Genomic DNA, 18,752 nt, shown 5'->3' with positions numbered 1-18,752 from the left:
CAGCTCCTACAGTTGACCGAGTTGCTCACACAAATATCTTATGACTGGAAATCCACTATGAAAAAAACATTGCTCAGCCACCCAGTCAAAGCACTGGCCCTCGCCCTCGGATTGTTCAGCTCGGCAGTGTTCGCCGCCGATGCGCCGTTGAAAGTCGGCACCACCGCCGCCTTCGCCATTCCCCTGGAGGCCGCCGTCGAAGAGGCCGGCAAACAGGGTTTGAAAGTCGAACTGGTGGAGTTCACCGACTGGATCGCACCCAACGTCAGCCTGGCAGCCGGCGATATCGACGTGAACTACTTCCAGCACATCCCGTTCCTGGAAAACGCCAAGGCCGCCGCCGGCTTTGACCTGGTGCCGTACGCGCCAGGCATCATCAACAACGTCGGGCTGTATTCGAAGAAGTACAAGAGCATCAACGACCTGCCCCAGGGCGCCAGCGTGGCGATTGCCAACGACCCGATCAACAGCGGTCGTGGCCTGCAACTGCTGGCCAAGGCCGGCTTGATCACACTCAAGCCGGGCGTGGGCTACAAGGCCACTGAAGAAGACATCGTCACCAACCCGAAGAAGATCAAGATCCTGCAAGTGGAGGCCGTGCAACTGGTGCGCGCCTATGACGACGCCGACCTGGTGCAGGGCTACCCGGCGTATATCCGCCTGTCCAAGACCTTCGATGCCGAGTCGGCGCTGCTGTTCGACGGCCTCGACCACCCGGAATACGTGATCCAGTTCGTGATCCAGCCCAAGAGCAAAACCGACCCGCGTGTGATCAAGTTCGTCGACATCTACCAGCACTCGCCGGTGGTGCGCGCCGCGTTGGATAAATCCCTTGGCAAGCTCTACCAAGTGGGCTGGGAAGATAAAAAATGACCGCCGCCCACTCTCAACTGCGCGACCTGGGCTTGCCGCCCAGGGACGCCGAGCAGACAGAACTGCACCCGGATCTGAACCGCGCGCACGTGCGCTTTATCAACCTGGGCAAGACCTATGACGGCCAGGCCGTGCCGGCCCTGCAAGGCATTGACCTGGCGATCCAGCGCGGCGAAGTGTTCGGCATCATCGGCCGCAGCGGCGCCGGCAAGTCGTCGCTGATCCGCACGATCAACCGGCTGGAGCAACCGAGCAGCGGCCGGGTGTTGATTGACCAGGTGGACATCGGCGACTTCGACGAAGACCGCCTGGTCGCCCTGCGTCGGCGCATCGGCATGATCTTCCAGCACTTCAACCTGATGTCGGCCAAGACCGTGTGGCAGAACGTCGAACTGCCACTGAAAGTCGCGGGCGTGCCCAAGGAGCAGCGCGAGAAAAAAGTGCGCGAACTGTTGGAGCTGGTGGGTTTGCAGGACAAGCACAAGGCCTACCCGGCGCAGCTGTCCGGCGGGCAGAAACAGCGGGTGGGCATTGCCCGTTCCCTGGTGCATGACCCGCAGATTCTGTTGTGCGACGAAGCCACTTCAGCCCTCGACCCTGAGACCACCCAATCGATCCTCGGCCTGCTGCGGGAGATCAACAAACGCCTGGGCCTGACCATCGTGTTGATCACCCACGAGATGGCGGTGATTCGCGAAATCTGCGACCGCGTGGTGGTGCTGGAACACGGCCATGTGGTTGAGCAAGGCCCGGTGTGGGAAGTGTTTGGCAACCCGCGGCACGAGGTCAGCAAAACCCTGCTGGCCCCGTTGCAACACGGCCTGCCGGAAGAACTGCAAGACCGTTTGCATGCCCACCCGGCCTCAAGGGACGCCGCCGTGGTGCTGCGTTTGCAATTGACCGGCAGTGCCGAAGACGAGCCAGACCTGGCCGCACTGTTCAGCGCCCTCGGCGGCCGTGTGCGCTTGCTGCAAGGCGGTGTGGAGCGCATCCAGGGCCATGCGCTGGGGCAATTGCTGCTGGCGGTCAGCGGCTCGTCCCTGAGCGCCGAAGAACTGCGCACCCGCGCCGGGCGCTGGGCACAACAGGTGGAGGTGCTGGGCTATGTGGTTTGATCGTTTATTGCAGGGCGCCATCGACACGCTGTTGATGGTCGGCGTGTCGTCGCTGATCGCGCTGCTGGTGGGGATTCCGCTGGCGGTGTTCCTGGTGACCAGCGACAAGGGCGGCATCTATCAGGCGCCCGCCTTGAATCGGGTGCTGGGGGCGTTCGTTAACCTGTTCCGCTCGATTCCGTTCCTGATCCTGATGGTGGCGTTGATTCCGTTCACCCGGCTGATCGTCGGTACCACTTATGGCGTGTGGGCGGCGGTAGTGCCATTGACCATTGCGGCCACCCCGTTCTTTGCGCGGATCGCCGAAGTCAGCCTGCGGGAGGTCGATCACGGCTTGATCGAAGCGGCCCAGGCCATGGGTTGCCGGCGCTGGCATATCGTCTGGCATGTGCTGTTGCCCGAGGCGCTGCCGGGGATTGTCGGCGGGTTCACGATCACCCTGGTGACCATGATCAACTCCTCGGCGATGGCCGGGGCCATAGGTGCCGGCGGGCTGGGGGACATTGCCTATCGCTATGGGTATCAGCGCTTTGACACTCAGATCATGCTGACGGTGATCGTGCTGCTGGTGATCCTGGTGGCCGTGATTCAGTTGGGCGGCGATCGGTTGGCCAGGGTTCTGAACAAGAGGTGAGGTATAGTCGGGCCATCTCAGCGCCCGGTATTGCCCGCCATGAAACTCGCCCCCGACGACCTCGACCAGATCACCTCCACCACCCTCGGCCACTACAACAAGGTGGCCGAGGATTTTCGTGAAGGCACCCGCGATCACGATGTGAGCCAGAACATCGATGCATTGCTGCGGCATATCCAGGGCGACGCGCCGTTTACCGTTCTGGATTTCGGCTGCGGGCCGGGGCGGGACTTGCAGACGTTTACCCGCATGGGGCACATCGCGGTGGGGCTTGATGGCTCGGAGCGGTTCGCGCAGATGGCTCGGGAAGACAGCGGCTGTGAAGTGCTGCAGCAGGACTTCCTGAAGCTGGATTTGCCTGCCGGGCGTTTCGACGGGATCTTTGCCAATGCGGTGCTGTTTCATATTCCCAAGCAGGAGTTGCCGCGCATTCTTGGGCAATTGCATGGGGCGTTGAAGGTCGGTGGCGTGTTGTTCAGCTCAAACCCCCGGGGTGAAAACCAGGAAGGTTGGAACGGGCCACGGTATGGCTCGTATCACGACTTGCAGGCATGGCAGGAACTGCTGACGGCGGCGGGGTTTGTGGAGCTTGAGCATTACTATCGGCCGGCGGGATTGCCACGGGAACAGCAGCCGTGGTTGGCGAGTGTGTGGCGCAAAACCTAACCCCCCGTAGCAGCTGTCGAGCCCTGGCGAGGCTGCGTCAGGCGCACCTCGGTCACCGCGCCTGGCTCAAACTCGGCAGCGCGGCCAACGCAGCCTCGCTAGGGCTCGACAGCTGCTACGGAATAAATCGTAGGTGATTCGCCGGATATGAACGCCGTTACGCTGTTAGCCGCATAACCCTCTCTCACCTCCCTGGAAAAATTCGCCACCAACCGCGTCCCATCCGCAAACGTGGTCTGCTGCACCTGCCTGTCTGCCGTCAACCAGCGAAAATCCGTCATCGCCTGAGTCGCCAACCGTTCATGCAGCGGCCGGAAAAATTCGTCCTGGCGCTGAATCACCGGCAAGCGCTGCTTCACCGTTGCCGCACTCAAGTGATACAGCGGCGGCACGTTGTAGAGCAGTTGCGTCAGTTCGTTCTCCCGCCGCACATTGCTCAGTTTCAGGCTGTCGAACAGCCAATGGTGCGTGGTGATCACCGAGCCGTGGAACACTGCCTGATACAGCGGCAGGCGCATCGTCGGGTCGAAGTACACCGTACGGAATGGCTCTTTCAACGGCACGGATTTGAAGAACACCGCCGGCTGTTCCGGCGGGTACCAGGCGCCTACGTAATAGGGCGACTGCTTGTCCCGGGTCATCTCCTTGTCTCCCCAGCCCAGCACCGGCGTTTGCATGCCGTGGGCAAACAAAATGCCTTGGGCGGTCATCGCGTTGCCGTCCTCGGACCCTGCCGGAAACTTGAGCACGCGGCTGATCCAGCGGGAAGCATCGATATTGCCTTCGGCGTTCTGTGCCTGGGTCATGCTGGCGCCGGTGCGATAGCTGTCGAACAGCATGCTGGTGGCATAGGCGTCGAGGAACCAGGCGTTGAAGCCGGACCTGGCCTGCACCGCCTTGATCCGTGCTTCCAGTAACGGCCGCACGCAACGTGGGTCGGTGTAGTGGCCGGACTTCTGGAAGCCGGTCTTGAACTCGCCACCCTTCAATACAATCGCGCATTCGCTGTAGGCCTTGCTACCCAGGTGTGCGGTGGTCCAGTCGGGGTTTTCGGTGGCGGACAAGGCGGTTTCATAAGAGTCGTAGGGCGCCATCAAGTAACCGGCATCAACCCCCGCCTTGACCGCTTCAGGGTGCCAAAGGCCGCCTTCCCAGCCTTCGCCCTGGGTTACCAGCAGGCGTTTGAGGCCTGCGCCCTTCAATGCGTTGGTGACCGATAACGTACTGCCCCAGCTCTCGGGCGTGGCGCTCAAGGCGCCGGCAAAGGTCACCGCCAATTCGCTGCGCAATGCGCCATAACCGTCAGCAAGCCGGGTCATGTCGGGCTCGGTGGAGGGCTGCCAGCCTTGCCGAACCTTTTTGTTGATCGCGGCGTTCAAGCCGCGCAGGAGAACGCCTTGCTCATACGGTTGCTTGACCTGCCGCAGCTGCGCCGATTCCTTATCCAGCAAACCATTCAATTCAGCCGCCAGGCCTTTGCCGCTGCGCAGCAGCTTGAGCAGTTGCGGCCAATCGCGCACATCGCCCGGGCCCAGCAGGTCATTGCCCCACAGGTAGATATGGCTCGCGCCCAGCAGTTTTTCCGCTTCCGGGGTTTGCCGCAGTTTGTCCGCCAGGGGTTCATAGCGGCCCTGCTCCACCAGCCACTGGCGATAACGCTTGGCGCCGGCCAGCGGATCGCTTTCGCCCAGGTGCAACAGCAGGGTCATCGGCGTGGCGGGATCCAGCGTTGTGAACTCATGGGAGGCCGACAACGCCAGCCCTTTGCCGTCAGCCTGCCAACGCAGCCGGTTGTTGTAGGGATTGGTCATCAGCCAGTTGAGGGTGAACGTGCCGTGATCCACACCCCACAGCGGCAGGCTGAGGTCTTGCGTGGTGTTGACGTCGCCCTGTTCCAGCAGGAATTTTTGCCATACGGCATTGCCCGCCGGCACGTAATGCCCTTCGGCCAGAGGCCAGACCAGGCCCTTGCCGATGGCACTGGCGGGCTGCCGCAGGATCGGCAGCTCACCGGCGTCACGTGCAGTGATCGTCAGCGCCAAGTCACGCTGCTCAAGGCTGGCACTCAGGCTGTAGGCGCCGCCGTCCCAGTGCCAACTGGCCTGTTTGGAACTCTCCTTCAGATCGCCAACCTTGTGCCCGTCGACGCCGCTGGAGGCTTGCACCGCATCACTGTCGGCCGGAGTCACACGTATCGCCAAGGTGGCCGGGTCGAGTTCGATGCGCCACAGCTGGTTTTCCAGCACGGTCGTGGCGACGGCCAGGGGCGATAAAACCAGGCTGCTCAGCAGCAGCCCGTGGCGCAACCAGTGAATCATGCTCAAGCCTGTTCGTTCTTCGGCTCGCGAATCTTGTACCAGGCCACATACAGCGCCGGTAAAAACAGCAGCGTCAGCAACGTCGCAATGATGATGCCGCCGATCATCGCATAGGCCATCGGCCCCCAGAACACTTCCCGGGCGATAGGAATCATGCCCAGGCTGGCCGCCGCCGCGGTCAGCAGGATGGGCCGGCGCCGGTGCTCGGTGGCTTCCACCACCGCGTCCCACGGCGTGTAGCCGTCGCGTTCATAGGCGTCGATCTGCGTCACCAGAATCACCGAGTTGCGGATGATGATGCCGATCAGCGCAAGGATCCCGAGGATCGCCACAAAGCCCATGGGCGTGCCCGTGGGAATCAGCGCCAACACCACGCCAATCAGCCCCAGCGGCGCGACGCTGGCCACCAGGAACATCTTCTGCACGCTGTGCAGCTGGATCATCAGGAAGGTCGCCATCAAGAACAGCATCAGCGGCACCACCTTGGCAATCGGGCCCTGGGCCTTGCCGCTTTCTTCCACGGTGCCGCCGGTGGCGACCTTGTAGCCCACCGGCAACGCGGCGCTGAACTTGTCGATTTCCGGCTTGAGCTGTTTCACCAGGTCGGTCGGCTGCATGTCGTCGCGCACCGCCGCCTTGATGGTGATGGTCGGCTTGCGGTCGCGACGCCACACCAGCGGCTGTTCAAGTTCATAACGCACGGTGGCGAACGCCAGCAGCGGAATCGAGGTGCCGTTGGGCGTGACGATCTGCAGGTTCTGCAAGGTCTCCGGCGTGCCGCGTTCGGCATCTTCGGCGCGGCCGACCACGTTGATCAGGTAGATATCGTCATGCACCTGGGTCACCGACGCACCGCTGACCACGCTGTTCATCAACTGCGCCACGTCTTCCGACGACAGCCCCAGTTGCCGCGCCTTGTCCTGGGCGATGTCCACCCGCAGGACTTTGCCCGGCTCGTTCCAGTCGTAGATGATCTCGCCCATGTGGGTATTTTTATCGAGCATGGTCGCCAGTTCGATCGCATGTTTGCGCACCTGGTCGATGTCCTTGCCAGACACTCGATACTGGATCGGACGCCCCACCGGCGGGCCCATTTCCAGCGGCTGCACAAAGCTGCCCACGCCCACAAAATCTTCCCGCAGGCGTTTTTGCAGGCGGGCAATCAGCGCGCCGCGTTCTTCCAGGCCCTTGCTCACAATCACCAGCTGCGCGTAGTACGGGTTCTCCAGTTGCTGGTCCAGGGGCAGGTAAAAACGGATCGCACCCTGGCCGATGTAGGTGCTCCAGCGGGCGATGTCCGGGTCGTCCTTGATGATCGCCTCAAGGCGGTCGACGGCCTTGCGGGTCTCGTTGATCGAGGCGTTTTGCGGCAGGTTGAGGTCGACTAGAATTTCCGGGCGGTCCGAAGACGGGAAAAACTGGTTCTGCACGAACTGCATGGAAAACACCGACGCCACAAACAACAGCACGGTAATGCCGATGGCCCACCAGCGATTGCGCATGGCCCACAGCATGCCGCCATTGAACGCCCGGCCCACCCGGCCCGGCTCGGCGTTATGGGGTTTTACCTTGCTGCTGAGGATGTGCACGCCGAGCACCGGCGCGAACAATACCGCGACCACCCACGACACCAGCATCGCCACGGCAATCACCGCGAACAAGGTGAAGGTGTACTCACCCGCCGAACTGGCGTTGAGCCCGATCGGCACAAACCCGGCGACGGTCACCAGCGTGCCGGTCAACATCGGGAACGCGGTGGAGGTGTAGGCGAAGGTGGCGGCCTGCTCCTTGGTCTCGCCTTTTTCCAGGCGCGTGATCATCATTTCCACGGTGATCATCGCGTCGTCCACCAACAGGCCGAGGGCGATGATCAAGGCGCCCAGCGACACCCGCTGCATGGTGATGCCGCTGTATTCCATGAACACGAACACCAGCGCCAGCACCAACGGAATCGAGCACGCCACCACCAACCCGGCGCGCACGCCGAGGCTGATAAAGCTCACCACCAGCACGATGATCACTGCCTCGAACAGCGCGCTGGTGAAGCCGCCGACGGCTTCTTCCACCACTTCTGCCTGGTCGGAAACCTTGTGCACGCCCACCCCCACCGGCAGGTCGGCCGTCAGGTCGTCCATGCGCTGGTGCAGGGCCTTGCCGAAGTCCTGGATGTTGCCGCCCTTCTGCATGGCGATGGCCAAGCCGATGGCGGGCTTGCCGTTGAAGCGGAACATCGGCGTCGACGGGTCGACATAGCCACGGGTGATTTCCGCCACATCCGCCAGCCGATAGAACCGGTCATTGAGCCGCAGGTTGACGTTGGCCAGGTCCTTCTCCGAGGCGAATTGCCCGGAGGTGCGCACCGAAATCCGCTCAGGCCCCGCCTCGATTACCCCGGCCGGGGTCACCGCGTTCTGCGATTGCAGGCTCTGCACCACCTGGCGTTGATCAATCCCCAGGGCCGCGAGTTTGCGGGTGGAAAAATTCAGGTAAATCACTTCGTCCTGCTGGCCGATCATCTCGACCTTGCCCAGCCCCGGCACCGAGCGAATTTCGGCGCGCACCTGCTCTACGTAATCGCGCAGTTGGCGCATCGACAGGCCATCGGCGGTGAACGCATACACCGAGCCGAACACATCCCCGAACTCGTCGTTGAACGCCGGCCCCTGCAAGCCCTGAGGGAAGCTGCCGCGGATGTCGTCGATCTTCTTGCGGACCTGGTACCAGATCTCCGGGATGTCCTTGGCGCTGGTGGTGTCCCGCAGGAACACGAATACCGTGGATTCGCCGGGCCGGGTGTAGCTTTTCACGTAGTCGAGGGAGTCCAGCTCTTCGAGTTTTTTCTCGATGCGGTCGGTGACCTGCTTGAGGGTTTCTTCCTGGGTCGCGCCCGGCCAGCGGGTCTGGATCACCATGGTCTTGATGGTGAACGACGGGTCTTCCTCACGCCCCAGGTTCATGTACGAGAACACGCCCATCAGCAGCGCGACGAACATCAGGTACCACACGAAGGACTGATGCTTGAGGGCCCAGTCGGATAAGTTGAAGCTCCCTTTCATCGCGGGCTGTCCTCGTCGATTTTGACTTTTTGCCCGGGCTTCAGGCTGTTCACGCCGGCACTCACCACCCGCTCGCCGGGTTTGACGCCGGCGTTGAGCAAGGCGCTGTCGGCGTCACGGCTGACGATGGTGACGTCACGGGGCTGCACGGTCTGGCTTTGGGTGTCGATGACCCAGATGCGGGTCTTGCCGTCGGCTTCCTGCAAGGCGCTGAGGGGCAACACGATGCGCGGGGCGATGGCCGAGCTGAGGGTTACGCTGATGGCGGTGCCGAGGCGAAACGCAGGGGGCGTTTCGGCCAGGGTCAGGCGGGCGCGACGGGTGCGGGTGGCGCTTTGGGCCTGGGGTTCGATCTCACGCACGGTGGCGGTGGTGCTGACGCTCGAGTCCATTTGCCCGGCAACCAGGAACACCACGTCCGGCGGCAGACGCTCGGCGAGGCCGGCGGGCAAATCAATGACGGCTTCCTTGATGTCCGGTCGCGCCAATGTCACCACTTGCTGCCCGGCGCTGACCACCTGGCCGGCCTCGGCATTCCAGGCGGTGACGATGCCTGCATGGTCGGTGCGCAGTTCGGCGTAGTTGAGCTGGTCTTTGGCCTGGTTGACCGAGGCCCGGGCTTGGTCGAGCGAGGCCTGGGTGGTTTTAAGGTCGGTCTGGGCGATGTCCAGTTGGGCCTGGGCGCCGACGCCACGGTTGAACAGTTCCTGCTGGCGGCGTGCGTTGGCCTGGGCGTTGATCCACTGCGCCTGCACGCGAGCCAGGTCGCCCTGGGCGGCGCGCAATTGGTTCTGTTGATCGGTGGGGTCGAGCACGGCCAGCAACGCGCCCTGCTCCACTTCAGCGCCTACGTCGACCGCGCGCCGGGCGATGCGGCCGGGCACACGGAAACCGAGATTGCTTTCGTAGCGGGCCTGGATGGTACCGGCGAAACGCCCGAGGTTTTCCTGGTCTTCGGACTTCACTTCAATCGACAACACCGGGCGCACCGGCTCCGGCGCCGGTTCTTCCTTGGAGCACGCCATCAGCAACAGGCTGGCGGCCAGCACACACGTCAGCCGCTTCATGGCTGCACTCCTTGGGCCTGGGCCTGGTCCGGCGGCTGGGCGATTTCCACGATCATGCCGGGGTGCAGCAATTGCCCGCCGGCCACCACGACTTTTTCGCCGCCCTTGAGGCCGTCGCTGATGATCACCTTGCCGGTGAGATAACGCGCGACCGTGACCTTGTGCAGTTGCGCCTTGCCGTCGTCGTCAATCAGCCATACCGCTGGCTCGCTGATGTCTTTGGTCAAGGCAGCCCACGGCAACTCGATGCTCGCCTTGGCCGGCCCGTTGGCAGTGGCGCTGACCACCGAGCCCAGTTGCATGCCCTTGGGCAGCGCGTCGAGGGCGATCTTGACTTGCACGGTGCCGGTATTCGCGGCCACCGCCGGGGTGACTTCGCGGACTTTGCCCACGGCAGTAATCTGCGGGTTTTCCAGCAGGCTGACGGTAATCGGTTTGTCCGGTGGCGGCTCCACCAGCAGTGATTCATAGACGTTGAACACCGCATCGCGCTCGCCATCCCGGGCCAGGCTGAAAATCGGCACGGTGGCCTGCACCACCTGGCCCACCTCGGCCTGGCGCGCGGTGATGATGCCTGGCGCGTCGGCGATCAGCGAGGTGTAGCCCAACTGCTCACGGGCATTGGCCAATTGCGCCTGGGCGGCGGTCAGCGCACTTTGGCTGCTGCGCAACGCGGCCTGGGCGGAGTCGTATTCGCTGCGGCTGGTGTAGCCCTTGGGCAGGAGTTTTTCCTGGCGCACAAACGCGGCGGCGGTCTGCTTGACCCGCGCCTGTTCGGCGACCACCTGGGCCTGGGCGGAGTCGACATTGGTCTGCAAATCTTTCGGATCGAGCTTGGCCAGCACCTGCTTGGCGCTGACCCGGTCACCGACATCCACCATGCGCTGGATGATCTTGCCGCCGACGCGGAACGACAGATCGGTCTGCACCCGGGCCTGGATATCGCCGGTCAGGGTCACGGCGGCGGCGAAGTCGGCAGACTTCACGGTCTGCACAAACACCCGGGAATGCTCCTTGGGTTCGGCTTTTTCCTGGCCGCAGCCGCTCAGCAGCGCCAACAGGCCAAGGCCGAAGATAAATCTCGAGGTGGGACCGCCCATGCAGGCTCCTTTTGCGTGATGCCGCCGTGCCAGTGTCTATGCGACTGTGAGCTTAGAACAGGGTTCCTTATCTGCATGGAGAATCCCATACTCCGATGGTTCCCACGCCGATAATTTTTCTCATGCTCAAGACCCTCGCGGTGGCCAATTACCGCTCGATCAACAAATTGGTGGTGCCGCTGGATCGGTTGAACCTGATCACCGGCCCCAATGGCAGCGGCAAGTCCAACCTGTACCGCGCCCTGCGGCTGCTGGCGGAGACAGCCCAGGGCGGGGTGATCAACGCGCTGGCCCGTGAGGGTGGGCTGGATTCGACCTTCTGGGCCGGGCCGGAAACCATCAGCCGGCGCATGCTCAGTGGCGAGGTGGCGGTAGAGCCCGTTGTGCGCCAGGGCGTGAGGCGCCTGCGCCTGGGGTTTGCCGGGGACGATTTCAGCTACGCGATTTCCCTCGGTTTACCCGAGAAAACCTTGTCGTTCTTCAGCCTGGACCCGCAGATCAAGAAGGAATGCATCTGGGCCGGCCACGTGTACCGCCCGGCCAGCCTGCTGGTGCAGCGCTCCGGCCCGATGGTGCGCGCCCGGGACGGCCGCGCCTGGGATGTACTGGCCCAGCACACGCCGAACTACCACAGCCTGTTCGATCAGGTCGGCAGCCTGCGGGGTTCGCCGGAAGTGCTGTTGCTGCGCGAGAGCATTCGCGGCTGGCGCTTTTATGATCACTTTCGCAGCGATGTCGACGCCCCGGTGCGCCAGCCACAACTGGGCACGCGTACGCCGGTGTTGCATCACGACGGTCGGGATTTGGCGGCGGCGTTGCAGACCATTCGCGAGATTGGCGACCCGCAGGCGTTGCAGCGGGCGATCAGCGATGCGTTTCCCGGGGCACGGTTGAATATCGAGCCGTTGCAGGGCGGACGCTTTGCCATCGAGTTTTATCAGGAAGGGTTGCTGCGGCCGTTGTCGGCAGCGGAGTTGTCGGACGGCACCTTGCGCTATCTGCTGCTGGTGGCGGCGCTGCTCACGCCGAGGCCGCCAACGATGATGGTGCTGAACGAGCCGGAAACCAGCTTGCATCCGGACCTGTTGCCGGCGTTGGCGCGGTTGATCATCCAGGTGTCGCAGCAGTGTCAGGTGTGGGTGGTGTCCCATGCCAGCCGCTTGATCGCGGCGTTGCAGCAGGATGAAGGGTGTAATTCGATCGTGCTGGAGAAGGTGATGGGGCAGACGCAGGTGGTGGGGCAGCGGGTGCTGGATGAGCCGGCGTGGCATTGGCCCAGCTAGTCGGCGCCTGGCCCGGCCTCATCGCGGGCAAGCCCGCTCCCACATTTTGATTTGTGAATACATTCAAAGGTGGGAGCTGGCTTGCCTGCGATAGCGGTAGAACAGTCAGTGCAGAATTAGCCCTGCCACTTCCCGCCTTCAACAATCACGCTTTCCGGCTTGGTGTCATCGCTCAGTTCCTTGCGAACATACTGGTCATACAGCTTGAGCAAATATTTCTCCTCACCCAGCTTGGCCAGCTCGGCATTCACCCAATCGCGCAGTTCGATGTTGCCCTTCTTCACCGCCGGCGCAATCGGCGCTTCATCGCCCAGCTTCTGCTCCAGTACCCGGTAGCCCGGGTTCTGCTTGGCCCAGCTGAACAGCACCAGGTTGTCCTGCGCGTACGCATCGCCACGGCCTGCCGACAACGCTTGCAGCGACTCGGAGTTTTTCTCGAACTTCAGCAGTTTCCAGTCCGGGTGGTTCTTGGTCAGCCAGATATCAGCGGTAGTGCCGGTGGTGACGATCGTGGTGCGGCTCGCCAGGTCGTCCAGGCTTTTCACCGGGCTGGCGTTGGCTACCAGCGCCTGCACTGCCACTTTCAGGTTTGGGTTGGTGAAGTCCACCGCTTCCTTGCGCTCAGGGGTCACGGTCATGTTGGCGAGGATCAGGTCGACCTTGTCGCTTTGCAGGAACGGAATGCGGCTCGCCGGTTCCACGGCGACAAATTCAACCTTGTTTTCGTCGCCCAGCAGGTCCTTGGCGAAGCGGCGGCCGATGTCGGTATCGAAGCCGACGTAGCGGCCGGACTCATCCACAAAACCAAACGGCGGTTTGTCGGTAAACACGCCGACGATCAGCTTGTCCCGCGCCTTGATCTTGTCGATGTAGCTCACGGCGGCAGCAGGTTTTGCGGGCTCTTCGGTCTTCTTGTCGCAGCCGGCCAGCAATGCGACGGCGAGCAATGGCAGTAACAACTTGGCAGTTTTCATATCAGCTCCAGTTCCTTGGTTTTCTTGGGCAGTGTTGAAACAAAGGAGAACTTCTCCAGGAACTGCTGCGCGCGTGCGGTTTGCGGGTTCGTAAAGAATGCCTCGGGGGTGTTTTGTTCGAGGATGCGGCCGGCCTCCATGAACACCACGCGGTCGGCGACCGCGCGGGCGAAGGCCATTTCGTGGGTGACGATCAGCAGCGTCATGCCGTCTCGGGCCAGGTCCTGGATCACTTCCAGTACTTCCTTGACCATTTCCGGGTCGAGGGCAGCGGTGACTTCGTCAAACAGCATGACCTGCGGGTTCATGCACAACGAACGGACGATGGCGATGCGTTGCTGCTGGCCGCCCGAAAGCTGGCGCGGATAGGCGTCGCGCTTATCCGAGAGGCCCACCCGTTCCAGGAGTTTTTCGGCCTGGGCCCGGGCTTCGCGGGGCTCGCGTTTTTGCACCTTCAGCGGGCCGAGCAGGATGTTGTCGAGCACGCTCATGTGGGGGAACAGGTGGTAACTCTGGAACACCATGCCCACGTCCTGGCGCACCTGGCGCCAGTCGGTGGCCTTGTCCAGCAGCTCCTTGCCGGCAAAACGCAGGCTGCCGCTGTGGGCCACTTCCAGGCCGTTGAGGCAGCGCAGCAAGGTGCTTTTGCCGCAACCGCTGGGGCCGAGGATCACCACCACCTCGCCGCTTTGCACGCTCAGGTCGATGCCCTTGAGCACCTGCTGGTCGCCGAAGTATTTGTTGAAACCCTGGAACTCGATCAATGCGCTCATGCTTGGGCCCAGCGCCGTTCCAGCACCTTGGAGGCGGCCGACAACGGGTAGCAGATAAAGAAGAAAAACAGGAACAGCGCGCCGTAGATCAACACCGACTCGTAGGTGCGCTCGATGATTTGCTGGCCGACCTTGATCACGTCCACCACACCGATCAGCAGCGCCAGGGAGCTGGTCTTGATGATGCGGGTGTAGACGTTGATGGTCGGCGGGGTCATGCGTTTCAGGGCCTGGGGCAGCAACACGTAGCCGTACAGTTGCGGGTCCGACAGGCCAATCGACAGGCCGGCTTCACGCTGGCCACGGGGCAACGAATGCAACGCACCGCGCACCACTTCGCCGACTTCACTGGCGCCCCACAGCGACAGCACCAGCACCGCGCACCAGAAGCTGGGGATGCTCAGGCCAAAGAAAATCGGCAGGCCGAAGAACAACAAATACAGCCACACCAGCACCGGGATCGCGCGGAACAGCTCGAGGTAAACCCGCAGCACCAGGTTGATCGCTTTCGAGTTCAACGTGCGCAGCACGCCATACACCACGCCGCCGACGGTGCTGAAGGCGATGCTCAAGAATGAGATCGACAGGGTTTGCGCAGCGCCCTTGCCCAATTGCGGCAACGACACCCAGAGTAATTCAAGACCCGAACTGGCCATGCTGGAGCCTCCTTTCAAGGCGGCTGAGCAGCAGCGACAGCGGCAGGAATAACAACACGCAGATCAGTGTGAGCACCGCGAGCATTTCGTAGGTTTTGTAGTAGAGGGCGATGTAGCTTTTGGTGGTGTAGAGAATTTCCGGCACCGCCACCGCCGACACGATGGTGGTTTCCTTGAGCAGGAAAATGAAGTTCGCAAACAGCGCCGGCAGGCTGAGGATCCCGGCCTGGGGCAGGATCACATGGCGCAGCAGTTGCCAGTGGGACAGGCCGATGGACTTGCCCGACTCGATCTGTGCCAGCGGCACCGCCTCGACGCCAGCGCGCAGCACTTCGGTGAGATAAGCGCCGCCGAGAAAGGTCATGGTGATGATCGCCGCCCAGAACCCGGAGATATTCAGCCCCAGGGCCGGCAACGCGAAGTACACGAAAAACAGTTGGATCAGCAGCGGGGTGTTGCGCGCCAGCTCGACGTACAGCGCCACCAGGCGCCACACGTAAGGGGTGCGAAATACCAGCAGCGCGGCGTTGATCAAGGCCACCAGCAGGGAGGTGCCAATGGCGATCAGGCCGACTTGCAAGGTCACGCCCACGGCCTTGAGAAACGCCGGCAGCGTGCTGAGGATAAATGCGTAATCGAAGGTCATCTCAAATCCCTGACGCCGCAGGGGTAATGCGGCGTTGGTGCGGTCCGGTCCAGCGTGGGTAACGCGGAGTAGCGCCGACTTTAAAGGTATAAAAAGTAAAATTTAAATACCGAAATAGCATATTGATATCACCCAAATAGATAACCTGCGGATTCGCGGTGCAGCCGGATGACAGCTACTGTTCCCGTGGAAGTAGGAAGGGTCTATTTATCGGCGCTGCACTTCAGGGATAGGCAGCGCCCGGCCAGACTGATGGCCCATCAACAGGCGAGGGAATGAGCGATGACCGAGGCAAAACCGATTGATCCGCAGGAATTGGTGAAGTGGCTGGTGGCGTTGCGCAGGGCCATTAACAGCCGGAATCTTTAAACCGACACCGATCCAGTGTGGGAGCTGGCAAGCCAGCTCCCACAGTTTTGACCGCATTCCAGCCATAAAAAACGCCGACGCTGTATAAGCCGTCGGCGTTTAAACCTTGAAGGAGGTTTTGGGGCTCGATCAGAACGCCGGCACAACAGCGCCGTTGTATTTCTTCTCGATGAAGGCTTTCACTTCAGGGCTGGTCAGGGCTTTGGCCAGCTTCTGGATGGCATCGCTGTCCTTGTTGTCCGGGCGGGCAACCAGGAAGTTCACGTACGGCGACTTGGCGTCTTCGATGATCAGCGCGTCCTTGGCCGGGTTCAGGCCGGCTTCCAGGGCGTAGTTGGTGTTGATCAGGTCCAGGTCAACCTGGTCCAGAACGCGTGGCAGCAAGGCCGATTCCAGCTCTTTGAATTTCAGGTTTTTCGGGTTGCTGGCGATGTCTTTCGGCGTGGCCAGGGCGTTGGTTGGATCTTTCAGGGTGATCACGCCAGCTTTCTGAAGCAGCAGCAGGGCACGGCCGGAGTTGCTGCCTTCGTTCGGGATGGCCACGGTGGCGCCATCTTTGAGCTCAGAGATATTCTTGATCTTTTTCGAGTAACCGCCGAAAGGTTCGACGTGCACACCGATCACGGTGACCAAGTTGGTGCCTTTACCCTTGTTGAAGTTTTCCAGGTACGGCAGGGTCTGGAAGTAGTTGGCGTCCAGACGCTTCTCGGCCACCTGTACGTTCGGCTGTACGTAGTCGGTGAAGACTTTGATTTCCAGGTCCACGCCTTCTTTGGCCAGGGTCGGCTTGACCAGCTCGAGGATCTCGGCGTGCGGGATCGGGGTAGCGGCTACCACCAGTTTCTCGTTGGCCTGGGCGAAGCTGGCAGTCAGGGCAGCCGCCAATGCGGTAAACAACAGAACCTTTTTCATGCAGTGTCCTTATCGAAAATCTGGGTCGTCTGGGACGGCCGCTTTTTTAGTTGAGTGCCAGCGAAGTGCTATCGCGGCGTGAAGCGGACAATACCGAGGTTTTTTATTCCAGAACAATACTTTTTATTCACTTTGATATTCCATTTTGTTCATGTAGGAGCCCGGCTTGCCGGCGATGGCGTTCTTGAGCCTTGCGATGTTCCTGAGGACGCCATCGCCGGCAAGCCGGGCTCCTACAAAACAGCGTGTTCTTTCAGATAGCTTTTCAGGGCTTCAACCTCGGCGGCGCTGGCGTGGCCAAGAATTCGCCGCACCTGCTCCACAGGCGAACCTGCCACGGGCAGGTTCAAATGCTCCGGTAAAATCTCGTCGCCACTGCTGACCAGCAGGGCAAAGTGGATCACGTTCTCCAATTCCCGCGTGTTGCCCGGCCAACTGTGATGCTCCAGCACGCGCTGGGCTTCATCGCTGATCAATGGCACCGGCAGGTCGAGACGCTGGCTGTAGATACCGAGGAAATACTCCGCCAGCGACAGGATGTCACCCACTCGCTCGCGCAGTGCCGGCAGCTCCAACTGGCCTTCGCTGAGGTAATGGAACAAGCGCTCATGAAACTTGCCGGCCGCCACGGCCTGGGCGAGGTCGATGCTGGTGGCGGCCACCAGCCGCACATCCACCGGGCTTGGTTGATGGGCGCCGACGCGAGTGACTTCGTGGTTTTCCAGCGCCGCCAGCAACTTGACCTGGATCGGCAACGGCAAGTCGCCGATTTCATCCAGGTACAAGGTGCCGCCATTGGCCGAGCCAAACCAGCCGGCCCGGCTGCTGGCCGCGCCGCTGTGGCTGCCGGCGGCATAGCCGAACAATTCGGCGTCGGCGTACGTCGGGCTGATGGCGCCGCAATTGACCGAGACAAACAAACCGGTGCGGTCGCTGCCTCGGTGGATGTGGCGCGCGAGCAGCTCCTTGCCGCTGCCGGTTTCACCGCGGATCAACACGGGCAAGGCACGTGGGGCGAGGTTTTCGAGGTCTTCGCGCAACTGGCGCGAACGCGGGTCGACAAACACCAGCGCCTTGGCACGAATGCTCAGGGGGCTTTTTTCGGCGTCGGGGAAGGTCAACAGGGGCTGACCGAAGGTTTCATGCAGGCTCATGGCAGACTCCCGCCCCATCCACGAAGGGGAAGGGGCGTTTAAAAAATTTTATGCACGGCGCCGGGAGTGGTGTTCCAGGCGATTTTGCAGGCGATAGAGGTAGGCGAAGCCCTGTTCCCAGCGTTGGTGGCCGGACTTCACATTGATGTGCCCGGCACCCGACAGGATTCCGGCTTCGGCGCCCCAGTTGCGGGCCAGTTCAAGGGCGCGGGTGGCGCTGACGGCGCTGTCGTTGTCGGAGCTGACGACCTGGCTGGGGAACGGCAACAGGTCGCTGGGGATTGGCGCAAAGTTACGCAGGGCGGGAGCGCAGGCGGGGCGTTCGACATCGGCCGGGGCCACCAGCAGGGCGCCGCGTACCTGACGCAGAAACTGCACCGGGGCGGTGGCGGCCCAGTGGGCAACGGTGATGCAGCCCAGGCTGTGGGCAATCAGAATCACCGGGGTGCTGTCGGCGGCGATGGCTTCGGCCAGTGCTGCCACCCAGTCTTCGCGGCGCGGGGTGAGCCAGTCGGCCTGCTCCACGCGTGCGCTGTTGGGCAGGCTGTTCTGCCAATGACTTTGCCAATGATCTTCTGGCGATCCTTGCCAGCCCGGCACGATCAGATAACGAATCGACTCGCTGTGCATGGGTGTGCCCTCCTGCAGCGTTTAACGTTGTGGGTCAGTATAGGCACGGGGTATATATTCGTTAAGGAATAAGAAGCTATTTATTAATAACCAAAGTGATGGCTTGAGGGTACATATCCGTTATTTAGGTAACGGCCACCTATGGTTTCGCTCTTACAGCGACTCACTTTGGAAAAGCCGGAATGCCGGCCCAGCCCAAAGTAAGCAAAGGGCTCGGCCCCGCCTGTCGGCACCTCGCCTAGGCTCGGCGTTCCCTCCGGGCTGAATGGGGCAGTCAGATCAAAATCAAAAGCAAGAGCACGGCGGCCTGAAAGCCGACCTGAGTGGTAAAAGCAAAGGCAAAAGCCGCTTTTCTGTAGGAGCTGGCTTGCCGGCGATGCAGGCGACTCGGTGCATCAGGTACACCCAGTTGATGCCATCGCCGGCAAGCCAGCTCCTACAGTGGACCGTGCTCGCTTTAGATTTTGATGTTGCCTTTGCTTCACCACACTCAAGCCGGCCTGTAGGCCGCTGTGCTTTGCTTTTG

General features: G+C 61.9%; 16 protein-coding genes. 5 read left to right on the top strand and 11 right to left on the bottom strand.

The window, feature by feature from the left end; genetic code table 11:
* The first annotated feature begins 57 nt into the window (after positions 1-57).
* From HX875_RS00745 to HX875_RS00730, 4 genes are read left to right on the top strand one after another with little or no spacing between them, the layout of a single operon-like run.
* Positions 58-873, top strand: a complete 816-nt coding sequence (locus tag HX875_RS00745; RefSeq protein ID WP_010168897.1) for a MetQ/NlpA family ABC transporter substrate-binding protein — start codon at positions 58-60, stop codon at positions 871-873.
* On the top strand, positions 870-1,988 hold the full coding sequence (locus HX875_RS00740; protein WP_177040905.1) for a methionine ABC transporter ATP-binding protein: 1,119 nt from the start codon (positions 870-872) through the stop codon (positions 1,986-1,988). Before HX875_RS00745 ends, HX875_RS00740 begins: the two co-directional genes overlap by 4 nt.
* Positions 1,978-2,622, top strand: a complete 645-nt coding sequence (locus HX875_RS00735; RefSeq protein ID WP_003211840.1) for a methionine ABC transporter permease — start codon at positions 1,978-1,980, stop codon at positions 2,620-2,622. The genes HX875_RS00740 and HX875_RS00735 overlap by 11 nt, the downstream gene beginning before the upstream one ends.
* Before the next feature lie 39 nt (positions 2,623-2,661).
* Complete coding sequence (locus HX875_RS00730) at positions 2,662-3,288, top strand: class I SAM-dependent methyltransferase (protein ID WP_177040903.1); 627 nt, start codon at positions 2,662-2,664, stop codon at positions 3,286-3,288.
* A 98-nt stretch (positions 3,289-3,386) separates the two neighbouring features.
* Here HX875_RS00730 and HX875_RS00725 read toward each other — a convergent pair whose 3' ends face one another.
* Genes HX875_RS00725 through HX875_RS00710 form a run of 4 tightly spaced genes read right to left on the bottom strand, consistent with a single transcriptional unit; the run spans position 3,387 to position 10,829 of the window.
* Positions 3,387-5,606 carry a glycoside hydrolase gene (locus HX875_RS00725; protein WP_177040900.1) on the bottom strand — a complete coding sequence of 740 codons (2,220 nt, stop codon included), beginning with the start codon at positions 5,604-5,606 and terminating at the stop codon, positions 3,387-3,389.
* A 2-nt stretch (positions 5,607-5,608) separates the two neighbouring features.
* The gene (locus HX875_RS00720) at positions 5,609-8,662 is read right to left on the bottom strand and encodes an efflux RND transporter permease subunit (RefSeq protein WP_177040898.1); all 3,054 of its coding nucleotides are present in this window, start codon (positions 8,660-8,662) and stop codon (positions 5,609-5,611) included.
* Entirely contained in the window at positions 8,659-9,729 is a 1,071-nt protein-coding gene (locus tag HX875_RS00715; protein ID WP_177040896.1) for an efflux RND transporter periplasmic adaptor subunit, read from the bottom strand. The genes HX875_RS00720 and HX875_RS00715 overlap by 4 nt, the downstream gene beginning before the upstream one ends.
* The gene (locus tag HX875_RS00710; RefSeq protein WP_177040893.1) at positions 9,726-10,829 is read right to left on the bottom strand and encodes an efflux RND transporter periplasmic adaptor subunit; all 1,104 of its coding nucleotides are present in this window, start codon (positions 10,827-10,829) and stop codon (positions 9,726-9,728) included. Before HX875_RS00710 ends, HX875_RS00715 begins: the two co-directional genes overlap by 4 nt.
* 122 nt (positions 10,830-10,951) lie before the next feature.
* Here HX875_RS00710 and HX875_RS00705 point away from each other — a divergent pair, with 122 nt between their 5' ends.
* Positions 10,952-12,112 (top strand): AAA family ATPase, encoded by a 1,161-nt coding sequence (locus tag HX875_RS00705; RefSeq protein WP_177040891.1) that lies wholly within the window; start codon positions 10,952-10,954, stop codon positions 12,110-12,112.
* A gap of 116 nt (positions 12,113-12,228) precedes the next feature.
* Here HX875_RS00705 and HX875_RS00700 read toward each other — a convergent pair whose 3' ends face one another.
* The 7 genes from HX875_RS00700 to HX875_RS00670 all read right to left on the bottom strand — a co-directional run bounded on the left by HX875_RS00700 (position 12,229) and on the right by HX875_RS00670 (position 18,226).
* Positions 12,229-13,086: a transporter substrate-binding domain-containing protein gene (locus HX875_RS00700; RefSeq protein WP_177040889.1), complete on the bottom strand. Its 858-nt coding sequence runs from the start codon at positions 13,084-13,086 to the stop codon at positions 12,229-12,231.
* On the bottom strand, positions 13,083-13,859 hold the full coding sequence (locus HX875_RS00695) for an amino acid ABC transporter ATP-binding protein (RefSeq protein WP_177040887.1): 777 nt from the start codon (positions 13,857-13,859) through the stop codon (positions 13,083-13,085). The genes HX875_RS00700 and HX875_RS00695 overlap by 4 nt, the downstream gene beginning before the upstream one ends.
* On the bottom strand, positions 13,856-14,515 hold the full coding sequence (locus HX875_RS00690; RefSeq protein ID WP_177040885.1) for an amino acid ABC transporter permease: 660 nt from the start codon (positions 14,513-14,515) through the stop codon (positions 13,856-13,858). Before HX875_RS00690 ends, HX875_RS00695 begins: the two co-directional genes overlap by 4 nt.
* Entirely contained in the window at positions 14,496-15,161 is a 666-nt protein-coding gene (locus HX875_RS00685) for an amino acid ABC transporter permease (RefSeq protein WP_017478083.1), read from the bottom strand. Before HX875_RS00685 ends, HX875_RS00690 begins: the two co-directional genes overlap by 20 nt.
* A 498-nt stretch (positions 15,162-15,659) precedes the next feature.
* Entirely contained in the window at positions 15,660-16,442 is a 783-nt protein-coding gene (locus HX875_RS00680; protein ID WP_010168878.1) for a MetQ/NlpA family ABC transporter substrate-binding protein, read from the bottom strand.
* A gap of 233 nt (positions 16,443-16,675) precedes the next feature.
* The gene (locus HX875_RS00675) at positions 16,676-17,596 is read right to left on the bottom strand and encodes a sigma 54-interacting transcriptional regulator (protein ID WP_003211821.1); all 921 of its coding nucleotides are present in this window, start codon (positions 17,594-17,596) and stop codon (positions 16,676-16,678) included.
* A 48-nt stretch (positions 17,597-17,644) separates the two neighbouring features.
* On the bottom strand, positions 17,645-18,226 hold the full coding sequence (locus HX875_RS00670) for an alpha/beta hydrolase (protein WP_177040882.1): 582 nt from the start codon (positions 18,224-18,226) through the stop codon (positions 17,645-17,647).
* Between the last annotated feature and the right edge of the window lie 526 nt (positions 18,227-18,752).

The sequence above is a fragment of the Pseudomonas yamanorum genome, assembly GCF_013386765.1.
Lineage (GTDB): Bacteria > Pseudomonadota > Gammaproteobacteria > Pseudomonadales > Pseudomonadaceae > Aquipseudomonas > Aquipseudomonas yamanorum_A.
The sequence above is the reverse complement of the archived record's forward strand: the minus strand, read 5'-3'. Positions and strand labels throughout refer to the sequence as shown.

Coding starts and splice junctions, on each gene's coding strand:
- HX875_RS00695 (WP_177040887.1), bottom strand. CDS start 13,859: ATGAGCGCATTGATCGAGTTCCAGGGTTTCAACAAATACTTCGGCGAC.
- HX875_RS00730 (WP_177040903.1), top strand. CDS start 2,662: ATGAAACTCGCCCCCGACGACCTCGACCAGATCACCTCCACCACCCTC.
- HX875_RS00685 (WP_017478083.1), bottom strand. CDS start 15,161: ATGACCTTCGATTACGCATTTATCCTCAGCACGCTGCCGGCGTTTCTC.
- HX875_RS00740 (WP_177040905.1), top strand. CDS start 870: ATGACCGCCGCCCACTCTCAACTGCGCGACCTGGGCTTGCCGCCCAGG.
- HX875_RS00690 (WP_177040885.1), bottom strand. CDS start 14,515: ATGGCCAGTTCGGGTCTTGAATTACTCTGGGTGTCGTTGCCGCAATTG.
- HX875_RS00675 (WP_003211821.1), bottom strand. CDS start 17,596: ATGAGCCTGCATGAAACCTTCGGTCAGCCCCTGTTGACCTTCCCCGAC.
- HX875_RS00670 (WP_177040882.1), bottom strand. CDS start 18,226: ATGCACAGCGAGTCGATTCGTTATCTGATCGTGCCGGGCTGGCAAGGA.
- HX875_RS00680 (WP_010168878.1), bottom strand. CDS start 16,442: ATGAAAAAGGTTCTGTTGTTTACCGCATTGGCGGCTGCCCTGACTGCC.
- HX875_RS00720 (WP_177040898.1), bottom strand. CDS start 8,662: ATGAAAGGGAGCTTCAACTTATCCGACTGGGCCCTCAAGCATCAGTCC.
- HX875_RS00700 (WP_177040889.1), bottom strand. CDS start 13,086: ATGAAAACTGCCAAGTTGTTACTGCCATTGCTCGCCGTCGCATTGCTG.
- HX875_RS00725 (WP_177040900.1), bottom strand. CDS start 5,606: ATGATTCACTGGTTGCGCCACGGGCTGCTGCTGAGCAGCCTGGTTTTA.
- HX875_RS00735 (WP_003211840.1), top strand. CDS start 1,978: ATGTGGTTTGATCGTTTATTGCAGGGCGCCATCGACACGCTGTTGATG.
- HX875_RS00705 (WP_177040891.1), top strand. CDS start 10,952: ATGCTCAAGACCCTCGCGGTGGCCAATTACCGCTCGATCAACAAATTG.
- HX875_RS00710 (WP_177040893.1), bottom strand. CDS start 10,829: ATGGGCGGTCCCACCTCGAGATTTATCTTCGGCCTTGGCCTGTTGGCG.
- HX875_RS00715 (WP_177040896.1), bottom strand. CDS start 9,729: ATGAAGCGGCTGACGTGTGTGCTGGCCGCCAGCCTGTTGCTGATGGCG.
- HX875_RS00745 (WP_010168897.1), top strand. CDS start 58: ATGAAAAAAACATTGCTCAGCCACCCAGTCAAAGCACTGGCCCTCGCC.